Here is a 19838-nt window from a genome sequence, read left to right as displayed (position 1 = left end):
CGGTCAGAACCCGTCCGGCGCCGCATCGTGCAGTTTGGGGCTCAACGCCTCGACCTTGTAGATCGAGAAGCGGCGCTGCACGCGGCCATTATTGTGGAAGCGGAAAAGCCCGGTCGCTCCGGTAAAGCCCGTCGCCGATTTCAGTTCGGCCGCCGCGATATTTTCGATGCCCTTGGCACGGACAATGCCGGCAACGACCGCGACCGCATCGAAGGCATAGGCCGCATCCGCCGAAAGCTTGCGCCCATAGGCCGTCTGGAAACGCCCGGCGATCTGGCCAAACCCGTTCTGATCGATCGCCGCGAAATAGCCGCCCTCAATATAGGTGCCGGGTTTCCATTCGGATGTGCCAAGAACCCACGCATCCGTGCGCAGCCCCGCTTCGCGCAGCGGCGTCAACAGGGCCGACGGCAAAGAACCGAACAACACAACAGCGTCCGCCTGCGCCGCGAGATTGCGGTCGATGGCGGCACCCGGCACCGTGACCGGACCGAGTACAGTGCCACCGGCAAGCTCGATCGCGGCTTTCACCTGCGCAAGATCTGCGGGCGCGAGCGGCGCGGCGGACGCGAGGAGGACGGCCTTCTTTCCGGAATTCACCGCGTAAGTCGCGACCTCGGCGGCGCTGTCGGGTTCGCTTGAGACGAGCCAGAACGATCCCGGCACCGGCTTTGCCGGCGCGGCGGCCAGCAGAATGGCAGGCGGCTTTTTTCCGGCGCTCGCCTTCAGCCAGCCGGGCGTTGCCGCCAAAGACGGCGGGCCGATAAGAAGCTTGGAACCGGCCGTCATCGCTGCCCCGACTTCGGCGCCGATATCGGCGCCATTGGCGCCGGCGTCGAACACGGTCAGCGTGATCTGATCCTTGGCAAGCTGGTTGACCGCCAGCGCCGCGCCATCGCGGTGATCGACGGCAAGCTGCGGCGAGTTTCCGGAATCGGTGAAGATCGCGATGGCGACCGGCCCTGTGCCGATGATGTTCGGCGTCGTGCTCTGCGCCACGACAGGCGCTTCCGTCTCTATCGAGCCCGTCGTGCCGGAAGTTTTGCAGCCGGAAAGAAGCGCGGCCAGAAAGCCCGCAATGAGGACAGCTTTCGGACAGCAGACGGCGGTCCGGAAACCGGACAGTCCCGCGCCCTCACCGGCCGCCGCATTCATGGTTCTGACCTTAAGCCTTGCGAGCGCTCCCCGCGCCCGCTCGACGCGTTGTCCGCGCCTTAGTGCATGTAGCTGATCATGCGCGAGTGAAAGCACTCGCACTTATAAAGGTATTCCGCGTCCTGATAGCCGGAGCGGAGATATCCGTAGGCCTTGCCGCAGGCGACCTTGGCTTCGGACGCCCAGAGGAAGACCGGGCGCGGCGACGCTACCCATTCCGGGCTCTCGGCGACGGCGACGGCCTCATCCATCAGCTTGGTGACTTCGACCCGAAGGGCGCCGTCGCTGGTGGAGGTCAGAACAACCGGCGCACCGGCCAGGCACTGGCCGCCGACCGGAGCCTGAGTGTCGCTAATATCGGCTGCGTAAGCCGCGGCGCCCGCCGCAACCAGAAGTGCGGCCGCAAAAACGGTCTTGATGGAATTGCGCATCTTTAGCCTCCGGCTCCGAAGAGCCCTGCCCCGAGGTGGAAACTACTCAAATCCCCTGCGGCCCGCAACGGGCCGCAGGACACAGGTCCTGACTTTAAGCCGACGACGAGGCCGAACCCGTCTGATCGTGGCCGTCATCCTGATACAGGATCGTAACGCCGGCATTGGCGTTGAGGAACGCGACGGTGACGAAGTCCGCCGCATTGCCCGTGCCGGCCGTGTTGACCTGCAGGGCGTCGTTGGCTCCATCGCCGCCTTCCGTCCAGCGGACGAAGTCGCTGAGCTCGCCGCCATTCGTATCGAACAGGCCGGTGAGATCGACGACGTCCCCTTCAGACGACGAGTAATCGGCGATGATGTCCGGCAGATCGATGCCGGCCAGCGCGTCGCCGTCGACGACGAAGGTGTCGGCGCCGCCGAATTCGGTGTCGAGGCCGACTTCCACAAACCCGCCGGTCGTACCGTCGGTGTTGGTGTAAGTGCCCTCGCCCACGACTTCCTGGCCATCGACCGTCTCACCGCTGACGCTGGTCTTCACCGTCAGCGAAGCGATGCCGCGGCTCGACAGAGACGAAAGCTCGCCGGCTTCGCTGATGCCGTTGGCATTCGCATCCTGCCAGATGAGCAGGTTGGCGAAGGCGCCGTCCTGATGATCGATCAGACCGTCGCCATTCTCGTCGAGCGAACCGAGCGCTTCGCTGCCGGTCGCAAAATCGCCGCCGTTGAAATCGGGCGTGAAGATTTCGCTGCCATTGTCGATTACCCCGTCGCCGTCAAGATCCATGGCGAGGATGCCGTCATTCGACGTGTTCCAAGCCACGCGATCCATAGAGCCGTCGGCGTTGAGGTCGAACGTCGCGCCGGAGTCGGTATCCGAGAAGGAATAACCGTTTGCGTCGAGATCGAGGACAATTGGGTCCACCTTCGTCCCGATTAGCGCGTTCAGATTGGCTAGGGCGACCGCCGTAACGCCAGTCAGCTGCACAAGCGAGTTAATGCCATTGCCGTTGTTCGAACCACCCTGCTGGTAAAGGAAGGTGTGCGTCGTACCGCTAATGGTCGCGCGGAATGCAACTGTCGAACCGGCGACACCGATATCGTTACGATTCAGGTAGTCGACGGCCGCAGCCACTCTCGACATCGAGTTGAGATCGAGCGCCGCAGAGAACGTGTTTGCATCGTCGAATGCGACAATGCCGTTCGTGATGCTGTGCGACGAGATCGGGTTCCCGCCAACGGTGAGGGCCGAGTTGTTGCCGTTCACGGTCGCGACGTCCGCGACAGCCGCCGGCGCGATGCTGAAGTCGATTTTGTCCAGAGCCGGGTTGAAGTCGGTGATTACATCAAATCCCGCAACAGAACCGCTGCCTCCGCTTCCGCCCAGAGTAAAGGAAGACTCTCCAGCCGTGACGGTGAACCGGTCCTCGCCGGCGCCGCCGGTCAGTGTATCGGCACCTGCGCCCCCGTTCAGGAAGTCGTTTCCGCCATTGCCATTCAGCGTGTCACTACCAGCTTCGCCAAACAGGAAATCAGTCGATCCACCACCCGTGATCGAGTCATCGCCGCCATGTCCGGCAAGGAACGAGGCGGCGTAAGCCCCGGCGGGTATCGTATAATTGACCGCATTGCTGTCGAGCGTGTCGACGGCATGAATGGTAACATTGCCGGTGGCGCTGCCGCCCTGCCCGTCGCTGAGCGAATACGTCAGAGCGCCGCTGTCGCCGCCGGAGAGGGACGGAATGTTGAAAGTAACATTCCCTCCCGAAACATTTGCCGCGATCGTTCCGCCGATTCCGGTCACATCGCCAGCATCGGTGATCGACAGCGTGCCGCCATCGGCGTCCGTATCGTTTGCAAGCAACAGCGCCGTCGGAATGACGATGTTCGTATTGTCCGAAACATAGATCACATCGGCATTCGCGGTGGGCGCCGCGTTCTCCGACGTGTCGGTGATGTTGATCGTCGCGGTGTCGCTGTTCTGCAGCGCGCCGCCGCCGACATTGCCGTTGTCGTTGACGTTGAGGGTCAGCGTGACGCTGGCCGGCGGCGTGTCGCTGTTGTGGATGAACGCGACCGTGCTCGTGCCGTTGGTGTTCAGCAGAGCGTTGATCTGGCTCACGGTGCCGGTGATTGTCACCACCGCCGTTCCGGTGCCCGAAACGCTTGCGCCGCTGGTGCCCGCCGTGACGTTGAGAACGCCGCCGGTCACCGAGAGCGTAACACTCATCGAGCCCGAATTGCCGTCATCAGCATCGCCGATCGACAGGCCGGCATTCTTGAGATTGAGCGAGACCTGCTCCGTCGCCGCAAAGCTCGCCGGGGTGATCGTCGCCGTCGGCTGATCGTTCACCGGCGTTACGGTGATCGTCGCGGTGTCCGGATCGTCCGAGAACGCGGTCGATCCGCCATTGCTGTTGGTGCTGACCTTCTCACCGGCATCGCCGCCCGCAAGCGTATGATCCCAGGCGCGGAACGTGATCTGGCTTGTGCCGTTGAAGTCCGCATCCGGCTGGAAATACAGCCGATCGTCGGCATCCAGCAGCAGCGCGTTATTGTTGGCGACCGATCCGACCGGGATCCAGGTCGTGCCGCCGTTGAGCGAGTAGAACCATGTGCCGTCGTCCTCGTCGGCGCCGGTCACCGCAATACCCAGCGCCCCGCCGTCCGGATCGTCGACATTGTCGATTCCCGAGCCGTCTGCCACCAGCTGCGAAACGAGCGTGCCGACGGCACCGACCGGCGCGAGGGCATCTTCAGCGATGCTCGAAAGCACCGGCGATTCCGACGTGTCGAGCACCGGCGCGTCATTGACCGGGACAACCTCGATCGTCGTCGTCACGGTTTCCGTGCCGCCGTCGCCGTCGGTGAGCGTGAACGTCACCTCACGGTCGAGATTGCTCGGATCATCCGAGGTGTTCTCGAACTCGATACGATCCATCAGCTCCTGCACGCGATCGGGCGTCGCATCGCTGTTGAACGTGATGACGAGCGGATTTCCGTTCGTGCCGCCGGTGAAAGTTCCGATCAGGACGGAGCCGGGTCCGGGCGTGTCGAAGAATATGTTCTGGCCGGTGATATCGATATCGCCGCCCTCGTCGATGGTGAGCTCATCGGTGCTCTCACCGTTCTGGGTGATTTCGACCGTCAGCGAGCCGCCGTCGAAATTGGCGGAGTCCGGATCCGAGACGTCGACGTCCTCGGCGAGACGGATCGGGCTGTCGCCCTCTTCGAATTCGAGAGAACCGTCGAGATTGGCGATCTGCGGCGCCGCGTTCGGCGGCGGAGTGACGTTGATTTTGAGCGCTGCCGGGCCGGACTCATCGCCATCGCTGTCGACGATCTTGTAGATGAAGGGCTCGACGAAGGCCACGGCAGGCGCCGTGCCGGTAACATAGCTCCACGCGCCGGTCGCGAAGTTGAACGTCATCGCTCCGCCATTGCCGGTCTGGAACGTGATTTCGCTGTCGGTTTCGACAATATTGCCGACGCCGTCGCGGATTACCGAGCCGTCGAAGACATAGACGCCGTCATCGATATCGACCGTCTCGTTGCCGTCCGCGTCGAAGCGGAGTTCGGAGACATAGCCGGGGCCGTCCGCGCCATAGCTGCTGTCGTCGCTCGTGTCGCCGATCAGGCCCGTAATCGCATTGCCTACGGCAACGCCCTGCAGCGTATCCTGCAGCGTGGCGGTGAGGTCGCCGGCCGAGTCGATGATGACGACATTGTTCGTTTCACCGGGCACATTCGGCCACGCGACTTCCTGAAGATCGATGTCGCTGACGCTCGTGCCGATGCCGATGGCATAGGCATTGTCGATGCCCTCGGACTGCAGGAACGCTTCCCAGGCCGCCTTTTCGGCTGCCGTCAGACCGTCGGCATCGCCGGTTTCGGTGCCGGGCGTGTCGTTGACGCCGTTATTGCTGCGTTCCGTCGGATCGCCGTCCGAGATGAAATAGACATTGGTGAAGTCTGCCGGCGTGACCGGATCCGTCCAGGTCTGCTGCGCCTGATAGATGGCGTCTTCGTAGTTCGTATTGCCGTCGCCATCGATGGGAGCCAGGAAGGCTTCGAGCGCATCAAATCCGGCCGGTGTCGTGACATCGAACCAGACGGACGGTGCGTCCGCCGGGTGATCGAAGGTCAGAACCCGGATCGATTTCACATTGCCGGACGACGCGAAGTCCAGAATGGCCTGCTTGGCGAGAGCCATGTCCTCGTCGCTCATCGAGCCCGACTTGTCGAGAATGACAAGCGCGTTGACGGACGCCTGGAACGTATCGACGTTTACTTCCGCCGTACGGTCCTGAACGACCGGAATATCGTCGACGACGGTGACGTCGAAGGAACCGGAGGTCTGCGTGCCGTCGCTGTCGGTCACGGTAAAGCCGACATCGTCGATCGTGACGCTGTCTTCGCCCGCCGCAAGATGCTCCACCTGTTCCTGGAGCGTGACGGAATAGGTATAGGTCACCGCACCGGCGACCGGCGCCGACGCTGCGGTCACGGAAATCACGATGACCGGCGTACCGCCGACCGAGCCGGTCAGCGTATGGTCGTTGTTCGACAACGCCCAGGTGACGTCGCCGCCGAGGGCATCGATCTCGTCGTCGAGACCGGCCGCGGAAAGCTTGAACGCGGCCATGGGGTCGACCGGCACGTCATTGCCGTACTGGACGGTGATCTGACCGGTGGTGCCAGCAGCTTCGCTCGAATCCGTCTCGCCCGCCCAAAGCGGGTTGTGATCGGGGTTCGCATCGGAAAGCCCGTCCTCATCGACCGTGGCGTTCTCGGCCAGCGTGATCTGCGGTTCGGAATCCGCGGTCAGCGTGATGTAGACCGTCGCCGTCGACGTATCGCCGTCACCGTCCGTGATTGTATAGGTGAAGCTGTCCGCTCCCTCCGCGCCGTCATTCGGCGTGTAGGAGAAGGTGCCGTTGTTATTGTAGACCACCGTGCCCTTCGCCGGATCGGAGGCCTTGGCCACATCGCCGAACGCAACGCCGTCGGCGCCCAGAGCGTCATTGGCGAGAACGTCGATCAGGATCGGCTGGTTTTCAGGCGCGGACGGCGCGGTATCGTCCGCCGCGACCGGACCGTCATCCGTGATGTTGATGCTGATGGTTTCGGCGTCCGAAACGCCGCCGGTTGCGGTGCTGTCGCCATCGTTGTCGACCACGGAGACCTTGAAGTCGTCCTTGACGGCATCGTTGGTGCCGATCTGGCCCGCAATCGGGTGATCCAGATTGTTGTCCAGCGTATAGGTCCACTCCAGGACGCCCGCCCCGAGGACCGTGACAACAAGGGTGCCGTAATCGCCGACGACGGTGCCGCCCGCCGTGACGTTCTGCTGAACGCCGTTCTTGTCCTCGATCAGCACCTGAGCCGGGCCATCGCCCGGATCGAAATTGATGGCGCCGACGACGCTTTCCGTCGGATCGCCGTTATCGCCCGCGATCACAGCTTCGTTCGAACCCTGATCGTCGGCGGTCGCGCCGAGCGCCCATTCATTGACCTGCCCATCGGTAACGTTGACCGTCGGGATAAGATCGGTCGCGTTTTCGACCTCGATGCAGAGCGGAACATTCGTCGAGTCGCCGTCATCGTCCGTCACGCGGATGATGGAGCCGAATTCGATGTGCTTGATGTCTACCGGGCCGTGATCGATGTCGCCGGAGAGCGTAAAGACCGCCGTGCCGTCGGCTTCCACCTTCAGCGTGAAGACCGTCTCGCCGCCCGGTCCAGCTTTCGCCGTCAGCGTGTCGCCGACAACAGTGTAGACGATAGCAACACCGAGAGATTTGAGGCCCTGTGCTTCGAGGCCCGACGTGTTGGTGTTGAGGCTGAATGTGTGGTCTTCGTCCGCACCGGTGACATATTGCGCGAGTTCGATGCTGACATCGTTCACGGGACCGCCGCCGGGGATCTCGGTCTCGCCGAGCGAGTCGATGAGGTCGGCCAGTTGGTCGGCGAGGCTTTCCGGTGTCGGGATATTCAGCGCGTTGCCGTCGGTATCCACCTGATCGAGGATCGACAGAGCCGGCACGATCTTGGTGACCACTGTCTGGAGGTCAATGCGGCCGCTGCCGCCGGTCGAGGTGAACTCGATATAGGCGATTTCCTTGCCGGCATTTCCGCCGGTACCGGCGATCGCGACCTGATCGGTGTCGTTATCGGCCACAGCATGCGAGCCCGCTTCCGTCGGGCCGCCGCCGACGAAATGGATGACCCAGCTGAAGCCGGCCGGGCCGGAGCCGGTTTCGATCAGATTAAAGGTCGTCGAGATAACCGGCGGGCCGTTGAAGCCCACCGCATCACCCGCAGCGGCATAGTTATCCGTACCGCCGAAATTATCGAACGCGCCGAAGTCGAACCGCAGAACCTCTTCGCTGCTGTCGAGCGGATCGCTGCCGTTTTCGTCCGGATCGTCGCGGCCGACGCCGAAATCATCGCCCGAGTTCGAAACGTCAACCAGTTCGCTGCCGTTCTGGTCCCAGGCCGAGACAACGGCAATCTTGGTCGTGCCGCTGTAAAGAACAAGTCCGGTATCTTGATTGCTGCTGCCGCTAAGCGAATTGGCGTCGAAATCATCGCGGTCGTCGACGCTAAACGTCTGCGGCTGCAGATTGAGGCCGATCGCCGTGATGTGGAAGGGCTGATCCAGACCGCCGTTGCCACCTTCGGTCTCGCCGATTTCATCCGAGCTGTCGTCAATGCCGGTGATCTGGTCGATCGCGTCCTGGGCGCTCTGCGAGAAGTCGTCGCCGGTGGCATCGTCGACGGCACGGTTCGGCTCGCCATCCGACAGGAAGATTACTTCATTGATGTCGGCATCCGGGATCGTGCCCGGCGGGACATAATAGGTGACGGACTGCAGATCGAGCTGCGCGTCACCGCCATTTGTCACGGAAAACTCGATATAGGCGATCTGTTTGGCCGGATCGCCAAGCGTCAACGTCTCGTCGTTGCCATTGACGTTGTTGGACGAGGACGACGCGCTGCCGTCGGTGTAGTGGATCGTCCAAGCGATCGTAACCGAATCCGACCCGGCATCTTCCATGCGGAAGGTCGCAGTGTTGACCGGCGTCGCCGCGCTAAACGTTCCGGCATTGAACTCGCCGCCACCGTCAAAGTCTTTGAACGCGCCGAAATCGAAGCGCAGCAGTTCGCCCGATTGAAGAGCAGATCCGGGAGCCCATCCGCCGCCCGTGCTGCCATCGACGTCGGTCAGCTGCGAAACTGCCGTTCCGGGCGCGCTCCAGCCGGAAACCAAAGCGATCTGCGTGCCGTCACTGGTGAGGATATGGGCGGTATCGTTATTGGTTCCGCCACCGGAATTGCCATTGGCATCGAACGAAGAAGAGCCATCGATAGCGAGGGAGACATTGCCGCCCTGGATGAAGAGCAGAGCCTGCTGGAAGCCGGCTTCGTAATTGGTGTAGCCGCCATCGGTCAGCGCCTGGACATCGGCCAGCGCCTCATCGAGCGCCGACTGCACAAGCTGGCCGTCGACAATGAGATCGTAAGTGCCGACCGCGCTCGATTCCGAGCCGAACTCGACGATATGGACGCGCAGATCCTCCGCTCCCGAATGGCCGAGCTTGTCGAGCAGATCGTTGACCGCGTTCTGCAGCAGCGTGAACTGCGATTCGACGCTGTCCGAGGTGTCGAGGATGAAGACGAAGTTCGCGACCTTGCTCTCCACAACCGGCGGCGGCTCTTCGCTGACGAGCTGGCATTCGATATCGCCGACGACCGGAACATCGTCATCGACACCGACATAGAACGAACCCGTGGCGACATCGCCGTCCGAATCCGTCGCCTTGAAGTCGAACTTCAGCGCGATGTTGTTCTCGTCCTGCCCCGGGGCATGGTCGAGCTGATCGTTGAGTTCGAAGCTGAACTGTCCCGAACCGTCGTCGGAGAGTTTGACTTCGAAGACGACGCGTTCACCCGTGCCGTCATTGGCAACGCCGCGCAGCACCGTGCCGTCGGCGGAAAGAACGAAGCTGACGACATCGCCGTTCGAGGTGAGCGTTAAGCCCTCCTGCCCCGTCACTTCGACCGTATTGCTGGCGAAGGTGACGCTGCGGCCGGTGAGGCCCGGCGTTGCATCGCCCGCGCCATCTTGCACGCCGCCGGCATCGGCGACGTCATAACTGTCCGCGCCCCAGGTAATGCCGAGAGCGCCGGTCGCGCTCGTACCGCCGAGGTCATCGCCGGTCTGGAAATCGCTATTGCCCTGCGAATAATCGGGCGGCAAATCCAGTTCGTCCTCGTCGACGAGCACGGTGACCTTATTCAGGCTCACATTGTCGATAAAGGCGCCGAATTCATTGGCCTGGCCCGCACCCTGGAATCCGACCGTGGTCGAGGCACCGGTCGCGGTGAAGGAGACGGTGATCTTCGTCCAGCCTTCGTCGGTCGCGTCGGACACGATGGCTTTGACGATCTGACCGTTCACCAGCACGTTCATGCTGGAACTGTCGGGATCGCCATCGCCCGGACGCGGCGCATACCAGAAGGTCAGCACATAATTTGCGCCGGCTTCGGTCGCGACCGTCTGCTGGATGATCGTGTTCGTCTGTGTGGTCTGGTTGATGTCCGGACCGCCATTGCCTTCGAGGTCGGCGTCGAGCTCGACGAGCGCATTGCCGTCCTGCGCCGGCAGGCTGCCAACGCCGCCGGTCTGAACTTCAAAGGGAATGTCGTCGCTGGTGTCTCCGGGCGTGCCGTTATCGTTTGAGGTCCAGCCGGGCAACGAATGGAAATTGTTCCAGTTGGCGCCAGTGCCGAGGTCGTGGCCTTCTTCGAAGCTGCCATTGACGATCAGGTTTTCGCCGAGCCCGATGACCGGCGCATCGATCACCGGGACATCGTTTTCGATGATGACGGTAATCGAGTCCGGATTGAGCGCGACGGTGTCGCCATCATAGTCGCGGGCCTGGAAGAGCGGGCTCAGATCGAGCGCAAGCGTCTCATTATCACCGCCGCCGGCGTCCAGCGGCGCGTGGTCGATCTTGTCCTTCAGATCGAACGTAAAGGTGCCGTTGCCGTTATTGGTGAGCGTGAAGACATCGCGCTCGCCGCCATCGCGATTGCCGTCACTGTCGGCATCGGCATAGCCGATGATAACGCCGCCGACGACCGCATACTTCACGGTCACGCCCTGCGAGGTGACAGCCGTGCCGTCGGTCGTGCGGACGATCTTGTCGCTGATCTGCGCATTGCCCTTCAGCGAGAAGGTGATGTCTTCGTCGGCGCCGGCCGAGATGAGGTTCTTCAGCTGCGCGGAGGAGAAAGTCGCTTCATCGGTCTGCGCATCGCCGTCGGTGATGCCGTTGGTCAGATCGCCCGTGCCGGTCGAGAGTTCGTCCTCATCGACCTGGATCGAGGCCACCTGCCCCTGCTTTGCGACCGGAATGTCGTCGCGGATCGAAATCTTGAACGCATCGAGCAGCGAAATGCTGTCGCCGTCGGCGTCCGTCGCCTTGATGATCAGGCCGAAATCGAGCGTCGAGATGTCGCCGAGAATGCCATCCTGAAGATCGAAATTTTCATCGGCGCCGGTGCTGTTGGAAATGCCGTCCAGGATATTGCTGTCGTTATAGGGATCGTGGTCGAGCTGGTCGAACAGTTCGAACTTGTAGGTACCGTCGGACGACAGCGACAGCTTGAAGACCGTGCGGTCCGTCGCCTCGTCGGCGAACGCGACAAGATTGCCGTCGCCGTCGAAGGTGTAGCTCAGCCCCGTGCCGTGCGATTTCAGGCCGGCAAGCGAAAGCGCGGCAATCGCAAGGCCCGGATCAATGAACGAGAACGTGACGCTCTCGTCCGCGCCGGACGAGACCGTGCCGGCGAGTGAGCCGCTGACCGTGGCCGGGCCGCCGCTGTCGGTGGCCGCATCGCCCGTATAGGAACCGTCGGCATTGCCGTCTTCGGGATTGTTGCCCTGGGAGAGTGAGGTGACGATGTCGTCTTCGTCGACGATGACGCTGACCTTGCCGCTGTTCACGAGAACCGGAATGTCGTCACGAATCTCGATCTTGAAGACGTTGTCGAGAACGACGCTGTCGCCGTCATAATCGGTCGCCTGGATGATTTCGCCGAAATCGATGAAATCGACATCGCCATCGATGCTGTCCTGCAGATCGAAGTTCTGATCGGCGCCGAGACCCGGCGCATCATGATCGACCTGGTCGAACAGTTCGAACTTGTAAGTACCGTCCGAATTCAGCGTCAACGTGAAGACGGTGCGGTCCGTCGCCTCGTCGGCGTAGGCGGTTAGAACGCCGCCGACAACCGAATAGCTGAGTTCGGTGCCCTTCGAGCTGAGGCCGAGATTTTCGAGGTTCGCGGCCGCGCCCCCGATGAACGAGAAGGTCAGGCTTTCATCCGTGCCCGATTTGACGAGATGAGCCAGCGAGCCCTCCACCGTCGCAGGACCGCCGCTGTCGGTGGCCGGATCGCCGGTGTAGGAGCCGTCGGCATTGCCGTCTTCCGGATCATTGCCCTGAGAAAGCGGCGTGACGATATCGTCTTCATCGACGCGGATTTCTTCCTTCTGGCCGGACACCAGTTCCGGCACATCGTCGCGGACCTTGATCACGAAGGCGTCGTCCAGAGTGACGCTGTCGCCGTCATGATCGGTTGCTTCGATCAGATAGCCGAATGGAAGCTCATCGATGTCGAAACCAGGCAGAACGTCCTGGAGGTCGAAGTTCTCATCGGCACCGGAATTCGGGACGTCATGGTCCAGCTGGTCGAACAGTTCAAACTTGTAGTCGCCGTCCGTATCCAGAGTCAGCTTGAAGACGATGCGATCCGTATCGCCGCCCTCGACAAACGCGGTGAGAACGCCGCTCACGATCGAATAGCTCAGCGCCTCGCCCTTTGACGTCAGGCCGCCGGCCTCAAGCTCACTGATCGCTTCAGCGGTATTGTCGATGAACGAGAAGGTGAGGCTTTCGTCCGCACCCGATTTGACGAGATAAGCCAGGGAGCCCGAAACGGTCCCGGGACCGCCGATATCAACTCCGGCATCGCCCGTATAGGAGCCGTCGGCATTGTCGTCATCCGGCGAAGTGCCGGTCGACTGGCCGTTCAGAATGTCGTCTTCGTCGACCGTCTTCGATTCCGAATTTTCACCGACGAGTTCCGGAACGTCGTCGCGAATCTGAATGTCGAGCTGATCGGTGAGCGTGAGCGTATCGCCGTCGCCGTCGGTCGCGGTGATGTACTGACCGAAATCGAGCGCGGGAAGAACGCCCGCACCCTGATCGAGGTCAAAGTTCTGACCGTCAGCCGACTGATGATCGATCTGGTCGAACAGGCGGAATTCCCAATCGCCGGTCGTGCTGTCGAGCGTGAATTCGAACACGGTGCGGTCGTCATCGCCGTTCTCAACATAGGCGGTCAGCGTCTGGCCGTCGGCGCTGAGGCTATAGGCGAGATCCTGACCCTTTGAGCTCAGGCCGAGCGCAAGGAAGCCGGCCGTCGCCGTCGAGGAGATGTCGAAGCCGCCGCCCGGCGCCTGGCCGTCGGCGCCGAAATTGACGAGGAAACCGAGCGAGCCGGAGATGAAGGCCGGACCGTCGCTATTGTCGCTCGACGAACCGGTATAGGAACCGTCGCCATTTGAGTCTTCCGGCGAAGTGCCGAGCGAGTCATCTGTTTCGATATCGTCTTCATCGACCGTGCGCGTCGAACCTTCGTTCTGGCTGACGATTTCCGGGATGTCGTCGACGATGGAAACGCTGAGAGTCGCAGGCGCTGAATCCAGAACGCCGTCGGAGACGACGAAGGTGAATTCGTCGGCGCCGGCCTCGGTCTGCTCGCCATTATTGGCGGTCGGGCTGTCGACATTGTCGTGCAGCTCATATTCAAACGTGCCGACACCGGTTGCGGTGTTGTAGCTGACAATCGTCAGAACGCCGTACGTACCGAACACCTGCGAACCGGCGATCGTCGCCAGATCGAAGGTCACCGGCACGCCGCCGGGCGGCGTGATGGTCAGCGTTTCGAGATCGTCGACGCCGTTTGCGTCCGAGAGCTGGAACGAACCCGTGACGATTTCGGTGTTGCCCGCAACCTTGTCCGGATCGGTACCGTCCGGATTGACCGGAAGGCTGCCGTCGCCATTACCGTCTTCGGCGCCGCCGAGGGCGTCTTCGTCGACAATGACGTTCTGGAACGCGCCGCCGGGAACAAAGGAGATTTCGGGCGCGAAATTGACGTCGCTGCCCGGCTCGATGTCCTCAAGCGCGCCGAACTGCAGCGCCGTCGGGGCCAGAAGATCCATCGGAGGGCCGGCATCGCCGATGCCCGGAACCGGAATCGCAAAATTGTTGCCGCCGCTGTCCGGGCTCGAGCCGGCGATCGAAAGGCCGCCATCGGGACCCGCCGCGACGTCGATATCGCTGGCCTTGAACGCCAGAATGACCGCGTCCTGCGGGATTTCCGCGCCGCCGATCATAAAGGTCGGAATGTCGAGCGCACCGTCATCGATGACGATGCGCGTGCCGTCAGGCTGCACCAGGACGATGTCGTCGCCCTCGATTACAACCTGTGTGAGAGACGTGCCCTGCGGCAGCTCGGCAATATTGCCGGGGCCGGGCTTGATGATGATCGTCGCGGGCGCGTTCGCCTGCTGGAGCGCGGGGGGCGTGGCCGCTGCCTGTGCGACGGCCGCGAATGCGGGGTTTGTTTCGGAGGCTTCAGCCGGTTGACCGGCGATTTCGTGCAGGCCGGTTTCGTTGGTGCCGGAAGGATCCCGCGTCATGACTAATGCCCCCTTAGTAGAAGGTCAGAAGGACATGGCGGTCCGTCACAAGCAACTGCTTTTTAGATAAGTTTATATACTCTTATATATTCACTTTAGGAATCCACACCCTTAGTTAAAACGTGAATATAACAGCGTATATACTTTCTCTGTAGCGGCTGAACCGGCGCCAGCGTCTGTACACAGCCCCCTTCCCTAAAACTTTAATCAAAGTTCTTCTACACGGTCAATCCCGTGTAATCCAGTATTCTTGCCTAAGTGTTTAGACCCTCCTGATAGCTTTCCAACGTAAGTGCGTTGGAGGCGTCAATGCTGGTCGGTAAAGCAGAGATTACAGCCCGTGCAATACTTCCAGTGGCTTGCGGACTACTTCTAAGTATTACTACTGGTAGCTCCGTACATCCTTCGACGTCCGATTTTATCTCTACGGTCGATAAGAAAGCCGAGCGGGCTACGCCTTACGTGGCGCCCGCACCGGTAAAGGCACGTAAGGAGCCCCAGGCGGGCCCGGCCTTCGATACCGTAGCGCTCGTTCAGAAGCCCCTAGCCCAGCCGGCCCCGGCCTTGGCCCAGCCCGCCCTTGCGGCGGTCGAACCGCAGCTGAGCCAGCCTGCCCCGGAACTGCCGGCGCCTGACCTTAAGGCGGCGGCGCTGCCGACCGACGGCTCGGTCTTCTCTTCGGTGGCTTTCCAGATCGGCGGCATCCCCGGCAAGGCCCGCTGGGCATCCGTGCGCTCGGCCGCGATCGATACGGGCTGCGGCGAAGCCTGCCCGGCCGGCAAGGAGATCGGCGCGGCCATCGACGCCGCCAAGGGCAAACCTGTGGCGGAACGGCTTTCGGCCATCAACAGCGCCGTCAACCGCGCGATCGCCTATCAGAGCGACCGCGAGATCTATGGGACGCGCGACTATTGGGCGAAGCCCCAGGAGACGATCAAGCGTGCGAAGGGCGATTGCGAGGACTTTGCCATCCTCAAAATGGCAGCCCTCAAGGCCGCGGGCGTGCCCGAGCAGAACATGACGCTGGTCGTCCTGCGCGATACGCGCCGCAATCTCTTCCATGCGGTGCTCGCCGTTGCGACCGAGCGCGGCCAGTTCATTCTCGACAATCTGCGCATGGACGTGCCGCGCGACACCTCGCTCGGCAATTATCAGGCGCTGTATTCGATGAACGCGGACCGCACCTTCATCCACGGCTACAAGAGCGGCAACCGCGTCGCGGGCGGCATGTCGTCCCTCGGCAATGTCCAGCCGGGCGAAGGCGTCTAAGCGGCGCCTTCCAAATCTGGCTCTTTAGTCCGGAAGAATAAAGCAGACGATCACCGGCCGGTCGCCCGACGGCACCAGCACCGCGTTCATGCGGCCGCGGAAGCGCTGGGTGTCGACGCCAATGACAAAGCCTGTCCCGACAGGCGCATTGCCGCTCTTCTGCAAAGCGGGAATGAGGTCGCTGATCTGCACATCCAACGCCAGGCGCAGATTCTTCGCCATAGCCCCCGCTCCCGCAATCGCAAGCCGCGACTGGATGAGATTCAGGAAATGCGGATTATAGGCGACGATCGAGCGGTCGGGCCCGAGCGCAAAAGCCGGCGACGGACTGGCGATGACAAGATTTTGCGCAAGATTGCGGTGCACGAGCGACTGAAGACGCGCCAGCCGGTCCATGAACCAGGACAGGCACAGAACGCGCAGGCGTGAGGTTGCGTTGCCCTCGTCTTCGCCCGACGCTTCCTCGACCTGGCGCACCAGCCCGCCGACATTCAGGCCCGCCGAGGCCGCAACATCCTTCAGCGCCCGCCAGTAGATTTCTTCGAGCCGGAGACCGCGGCGAAATTCCCCCGAGCGCACAGCGACGAAGCGCGTTGCCGCATCTTCCGCCTTCGGGATGACGATGGGCTGACCGGTTTCGGGTTCGCGCGCTTCGGTCGACATCCGTATCAGCGCTCCCTCAGGGCCTCGTTGCGCGCCTTGTTCACCGGCTTCAGGAGGTAATGCAGAATGGTCTTCTTGCCGGTCATGATGTCAACAGAGGAGACCATGCCGGGAATGATCGAGTGGACACGGCCGTTGTGGTGGATCTCCGAGCTCTGCGTCTTCACATAGACCTGGTAGTAGGTCTCTTCCGCCTTCTCATCGAAGATACTGTCGGCCGAGATGTTGACGACTTCGCCCTGAAGACCGCCATAAATCGAGAAATCATAGGCCGAAACCTTCACCAGCGCCGGCTGGCCGACGCGCACGAAGGCGACATCGCGCGGCGAGATGCGGGCCTCGATCAAAAGCGTGTCCGCGGTCGGCACGACGCCGGCAACGGTTGCGCCGGACTGAACGAACGAGCCGATCGTATTCACATCAAGCGTATTGACGACGCCGTCGACCGGCGACCTGAGATCGGTGCGCTTCACGCGGTCGTTTGCGCCGCGCATTGTCTCTTCGGTGACCGAGAGTTCGGCAAGTGCCTTGGTCTTTTCGCCGAGAGCCTCCTGCGCGATCTGCAATGCGAGCTCTTCAACCTGCAGATCGGCCTCCTTCAAGGCCGCCTCAAGCCTGATCTTCGATTCTCTCAGCGAGGCAAGCTGACCGCGTGAATCGGTAATTTCCTTCTGCACCCGCAGAAAATCCGTCTGCGCGGCAAGCTTGCGCTCGACCAGCGGCGCCAGAAGATCATGTTCGCGCTGGGAAAGCTCAGCCGTTTCTTCGAGACGCTGAATATTGGCAAGCGCCTCGTCGAGTTCCTTCTCGCGCTGGGTGCGGCGTTCGCGCAGCACCGACAGCTTGTTCTGGAAATTGCCGCGCCGCGCCGTCAGAAGGCGCATTTCGTTGGCGCAGATCGTATCCGTCGCGGGGTCTTGCGACCACGGGCACACGAGGGGGGATTCGAGATCGCCCTTTTCCTCCATTTCGAGCCGGGCGATCTGCGCTTTGAGCGCCCGCGATTTCGCCTCGACCTCGCCGCGTGCCGATGTCGTTGCGGTATCGTCGAGGCGCAGGATCAAGTCGCCGCGCTTGACGATCTGGCCGACCTTCACCGCGATCTCCAGAACGACACCCGGCTCGCTCGCCTGGATGACCTGCGTTTTCGAGATCGGAATGACCTTGCCCTCGCCGCGCGCGATCTCGTCAACTTCGGCGATGGCCGCCCAGATAAGGAAGCAGACGACGAGCGCTGCAATCGAGACGAGGCAGATGCGCGCGAGGAATGGCGGCCGGTCGACGACGCCGGGCTCCGGCTCAATCCATTCGCGGACGGTGGACACCGCCTTGTCGAAACGGCTACCTGGCCATTGCATATTCATGGCCTACTTCGCCTTCTTCTGCAGCTGATCGATCACAAGGTCTTTCGGACCGTCGGCGATCACCCGGCCCTGATCGACGACGATCAGGCGATCGACGAGCTCCAGCATGCTGTGGCGATGGGTGGAAATGACGACCGTCATTCCCGGCTTGATGACCTGTTTCAGCTTCGAAATCAGATGCTTTTCGGAGGCCATGTCCATGGCGCCCGAGGGCTCGTCGAGGAAGACGATCTTCGGCCGCGCCATCAGAAGACGCGCAATGGCAACGAGCTGCCTCTGGCCGCCCGACAGGTTTGAGCCGCGCTCGCCAACCGGCATGTCATAGCCGCGCGGATGGCGCGATGCGAAATCGTCGATGCCCGTGACCTTGGCGACTTCGAGGATCTCCGCATCGGTCGCGTCGGGGCGCCCCATCAGGAGATTTTCTTTGATCGTTCCGGAGAACAGATCGGCCGACTGGGACACGACCGCGACCGCGGCACGCACCACAGCCGGATGATACTGGCGCACATCGACGCCATCGATGAGAAGATGACCCTCGCCCGGCGGATAAAGACCGCCGAGCAGACGTCCGATCGTCGTTTTGCCCGAGCCGATTTTGCCGATGATACCGACACGTTCGCCCGGCTTCACCGAGAACGACATGCCGTTCAGAACCTTGAAATCGCTTTCCGGATAAGTGAAGGCGACCTGCTGGAACGCAAACCCGCCGTCGAGAACCTCGCGATTGACGAAGCCAGCATTGTCGGGCCGGTCTTCGGGCTGTGCCATCACCGAATTGAGAATGCGCAGCGACAGGAGCGCCTGACGCATGCGGGCAATCGTCATCGAGATCTGGCCGAGCGGAGCGACGGCGCGCGAGGACAGCATCACCGCGGCGATGATGGCGCCGGACGACATATTGCCTTCGGCAAACTGATACGCGCCGCAAACGACGATCGCGATCGACACGAATTGCTGGACGAAGCCGGTCGCATGCGAGGCTGCGGCGGATGCCTCCTTGATTTGCTCGGAGGTGCGCGAGGCGCGCTTTGCGAGTTCATGCCAGCGGCGCAGAAGATGTTTTTCGGCGCCGAGCGATTTGATCGTCTCGATGGTCGAAATCGTCTCGATCAGAAGCGCCTGCTTTTGCGTCGCATCGTTCGAGGCGGCGGCAATGCGGCGGCCGATACGGTCCTGGGCGATAAAGCCGATGCCGATCGTCAGCAAAAGAGCGATCGCCGGGATAACGACGATCCAGCCCGCCAGCGCATAGATCACGATCAGGAAGATGAACATGAAGGCGGCATCGATGACGACGCTGATCGTGTTCGAGGTGAAGAATTCGCGGACGAACTCATATTGCGTGATGCGGTTGGCGTAATCGCCGGTCGAGGCCGGGCGCGAGGCCATGGTCGCGTGCAGCACCTTTTCGAACAGCACGTAAGAGAGTTTCAGATCGGCGGCGCGCCCGGCATAGTCGATCAGCGCCGCGCGTACGCTCTTCAGAATGAGATCGAACAGAATGGCGGCGGAGACGCCGATCGCCAGCACCCAGAGCGTCGCCATGGCCTCGTTCGGCAGGATGCGGTCATAGACATTCATCGTGAAGAGCGGCGCCACAAGCGCCAGAATGTTGATGAACAGCGCCGCCAGCGCGACCTGGATATAAGATTTCCAGAACGGCCGCAGCGCGTTGACCAGCCAATGCCGGCGCATTTTGCCGGCGGGCTTGCCGCTGATCGCCGATTCAATGGTGTCGGCCGTCACCGCGCCGAAGGTCAGAACGCACCAGACATCGCGTGTCGAGGCGCCTTCGAGATCGACTTTCAGAGCCTCGGTCGCGGCGGCATCCGTCGCATAACGGCCGCGTATGTCGCGCTCGAGCAGAGAGAGAGCGGTGCCGTCGTTGAAGATGATGAGCGCCGGCACATCGAAACTGCGCTCGAGAAGACGCGCATCGCCGCTTTCGAGAATTTCGAGCCCTGCCCGTTCCGTCAGCCGCTCGATCTCCTCGATCGAGGGCGCGCCGGGATCGAACGGCACGTCTGAAAACAGGATGATCTCGGAACCGGAGTGGCCGAGATGAACCGCGATCTCGCGAAAAGCGGTTTTGAAGTCGCTCGCCGGAAGAATGTCGTTCAGGCGAGAGCCATGCGCGCTGTAAGCGCCGGAACTCGGTTCCATCGCACGCATTCG

General features: G+C 62.0%; 7 protein-coding genes. 1 reads left to right on the top strand and 6 read right to left on the bottom strand.

The window, feature by feature from the left end; translation table 11 throughout:
• Positions 1-3: 3 nt before the first annotated feature.
• The 3 genes from IZ6_RS04880 to IZ6_RS04870 form a co-directional block, all read right to left on the bottom strand.
• A complete protein-coding gene (locus IZ6_RS04880) occupies positions 4-1155 on the bottom strand; it encodes an ABC transporter substrate-binding protein (protein ID WP_222876885.1) in 1152 nt (383 codons plus the stop codon).
• Positions 1156-1214: 59 nt separating this feature from the next.
• A complete protein-coding gene (locus tag IZ6_RS04875; protein ID WP_222876884.1) occupies positions 1215-1586 on the bottom strand; it encodes a hypothetical protein in 372 nt (123 codons plus the stop codon).
• 94 nt (positions 1587-1680) lie between these two features.
• Entirely contained in the window at positions 1681-14364 is a 12684-nt protein-coding gene (locus IZ6_RS04870; RefSeq protein ID WP_222876883.1) for a T1SS-143 repeat domain-containing protein, read from the bottom strand.
• A 564-nt stretch (positions 14365-14928) separates the two neighbouring features.
• On the opposite strand from IZ6_RS04870, the gene IZ6_RS04865 reads away from it, so the two are divergent.
• A complete protein-coding gene (locus IZ6_RS04865) occupies positions 14929-15633 on the top strand; it encodes a transglutaminase-like cysteine peptidase (protein ID WP_222876882.1) in 705 nt (234 codons plus the stop codon).
• Between the two features lie 24 nt (positions 15634-15657).
• Here IZ6_RS04865 and IZ6_RS04860 read toward each other — a convergent pair whose 3' ends face one another.
• From IZ6_RS04860 to IZ6_RS04850, 3 genes are read right to left on the bottom strand one after another with little or no spacing between them, the layout of a single operon-like run.
• Positions 15658-16296 carry a ribbon-helix-helix domain-containing protein gene (locus tag IZ6_RS04860; protein WP_222876881.1) on the bottom strand — a complete coding sequence of 213 codons (639 nt, stop codon included), beginning with the start codon at positions 16294-16296 and terminating at the stop codon, positions 15658-15660.
• A 5-nt stretch (positions 16297-16301) separates the two neighbouring features.
• Positions 16302-17654, bottom strand: coding sequence for an HlyD family type I secretion periplasmic adaptor subunit (locus tag IZ6_RS04855; protein ID WP_222876880.1), 1353 nt, complete (start codon positions 17652-17654; stop codon positions 16302-16304).
• 9 nt (positions 17655-17663) lie between these two features.
• The gene (locus tag IZ6_RS04850; protein WP_222876879.1) at positions 17664-19826 is read right to left on the bottom strand and encodes a type I secretion system permease/ATPase; all 2163 of its coding nucleotides are present in this window, start codon (positions 19824-19826) and stop codon (positions 17664-17666) included.
• Positions 19827-19838: the final 12 nt, after the last annotated feature.

Source organism: Terrihabitans soli (assembly GCF_014191545.1).
In the GTDB taxonomy this organism is placed as follows: Bacteria; Pseudomonadota; Alphaproteobacteria; order Rhizobiales; family Methylopilaceae; genus Flaviflagellibacter; species Flaviflagellibacter soli.
The sequence above is the reverse complement of the archived record's forward strand: the minus strand, read 5'-3'. Positions and strand labels throughout refer to the sequence as shown.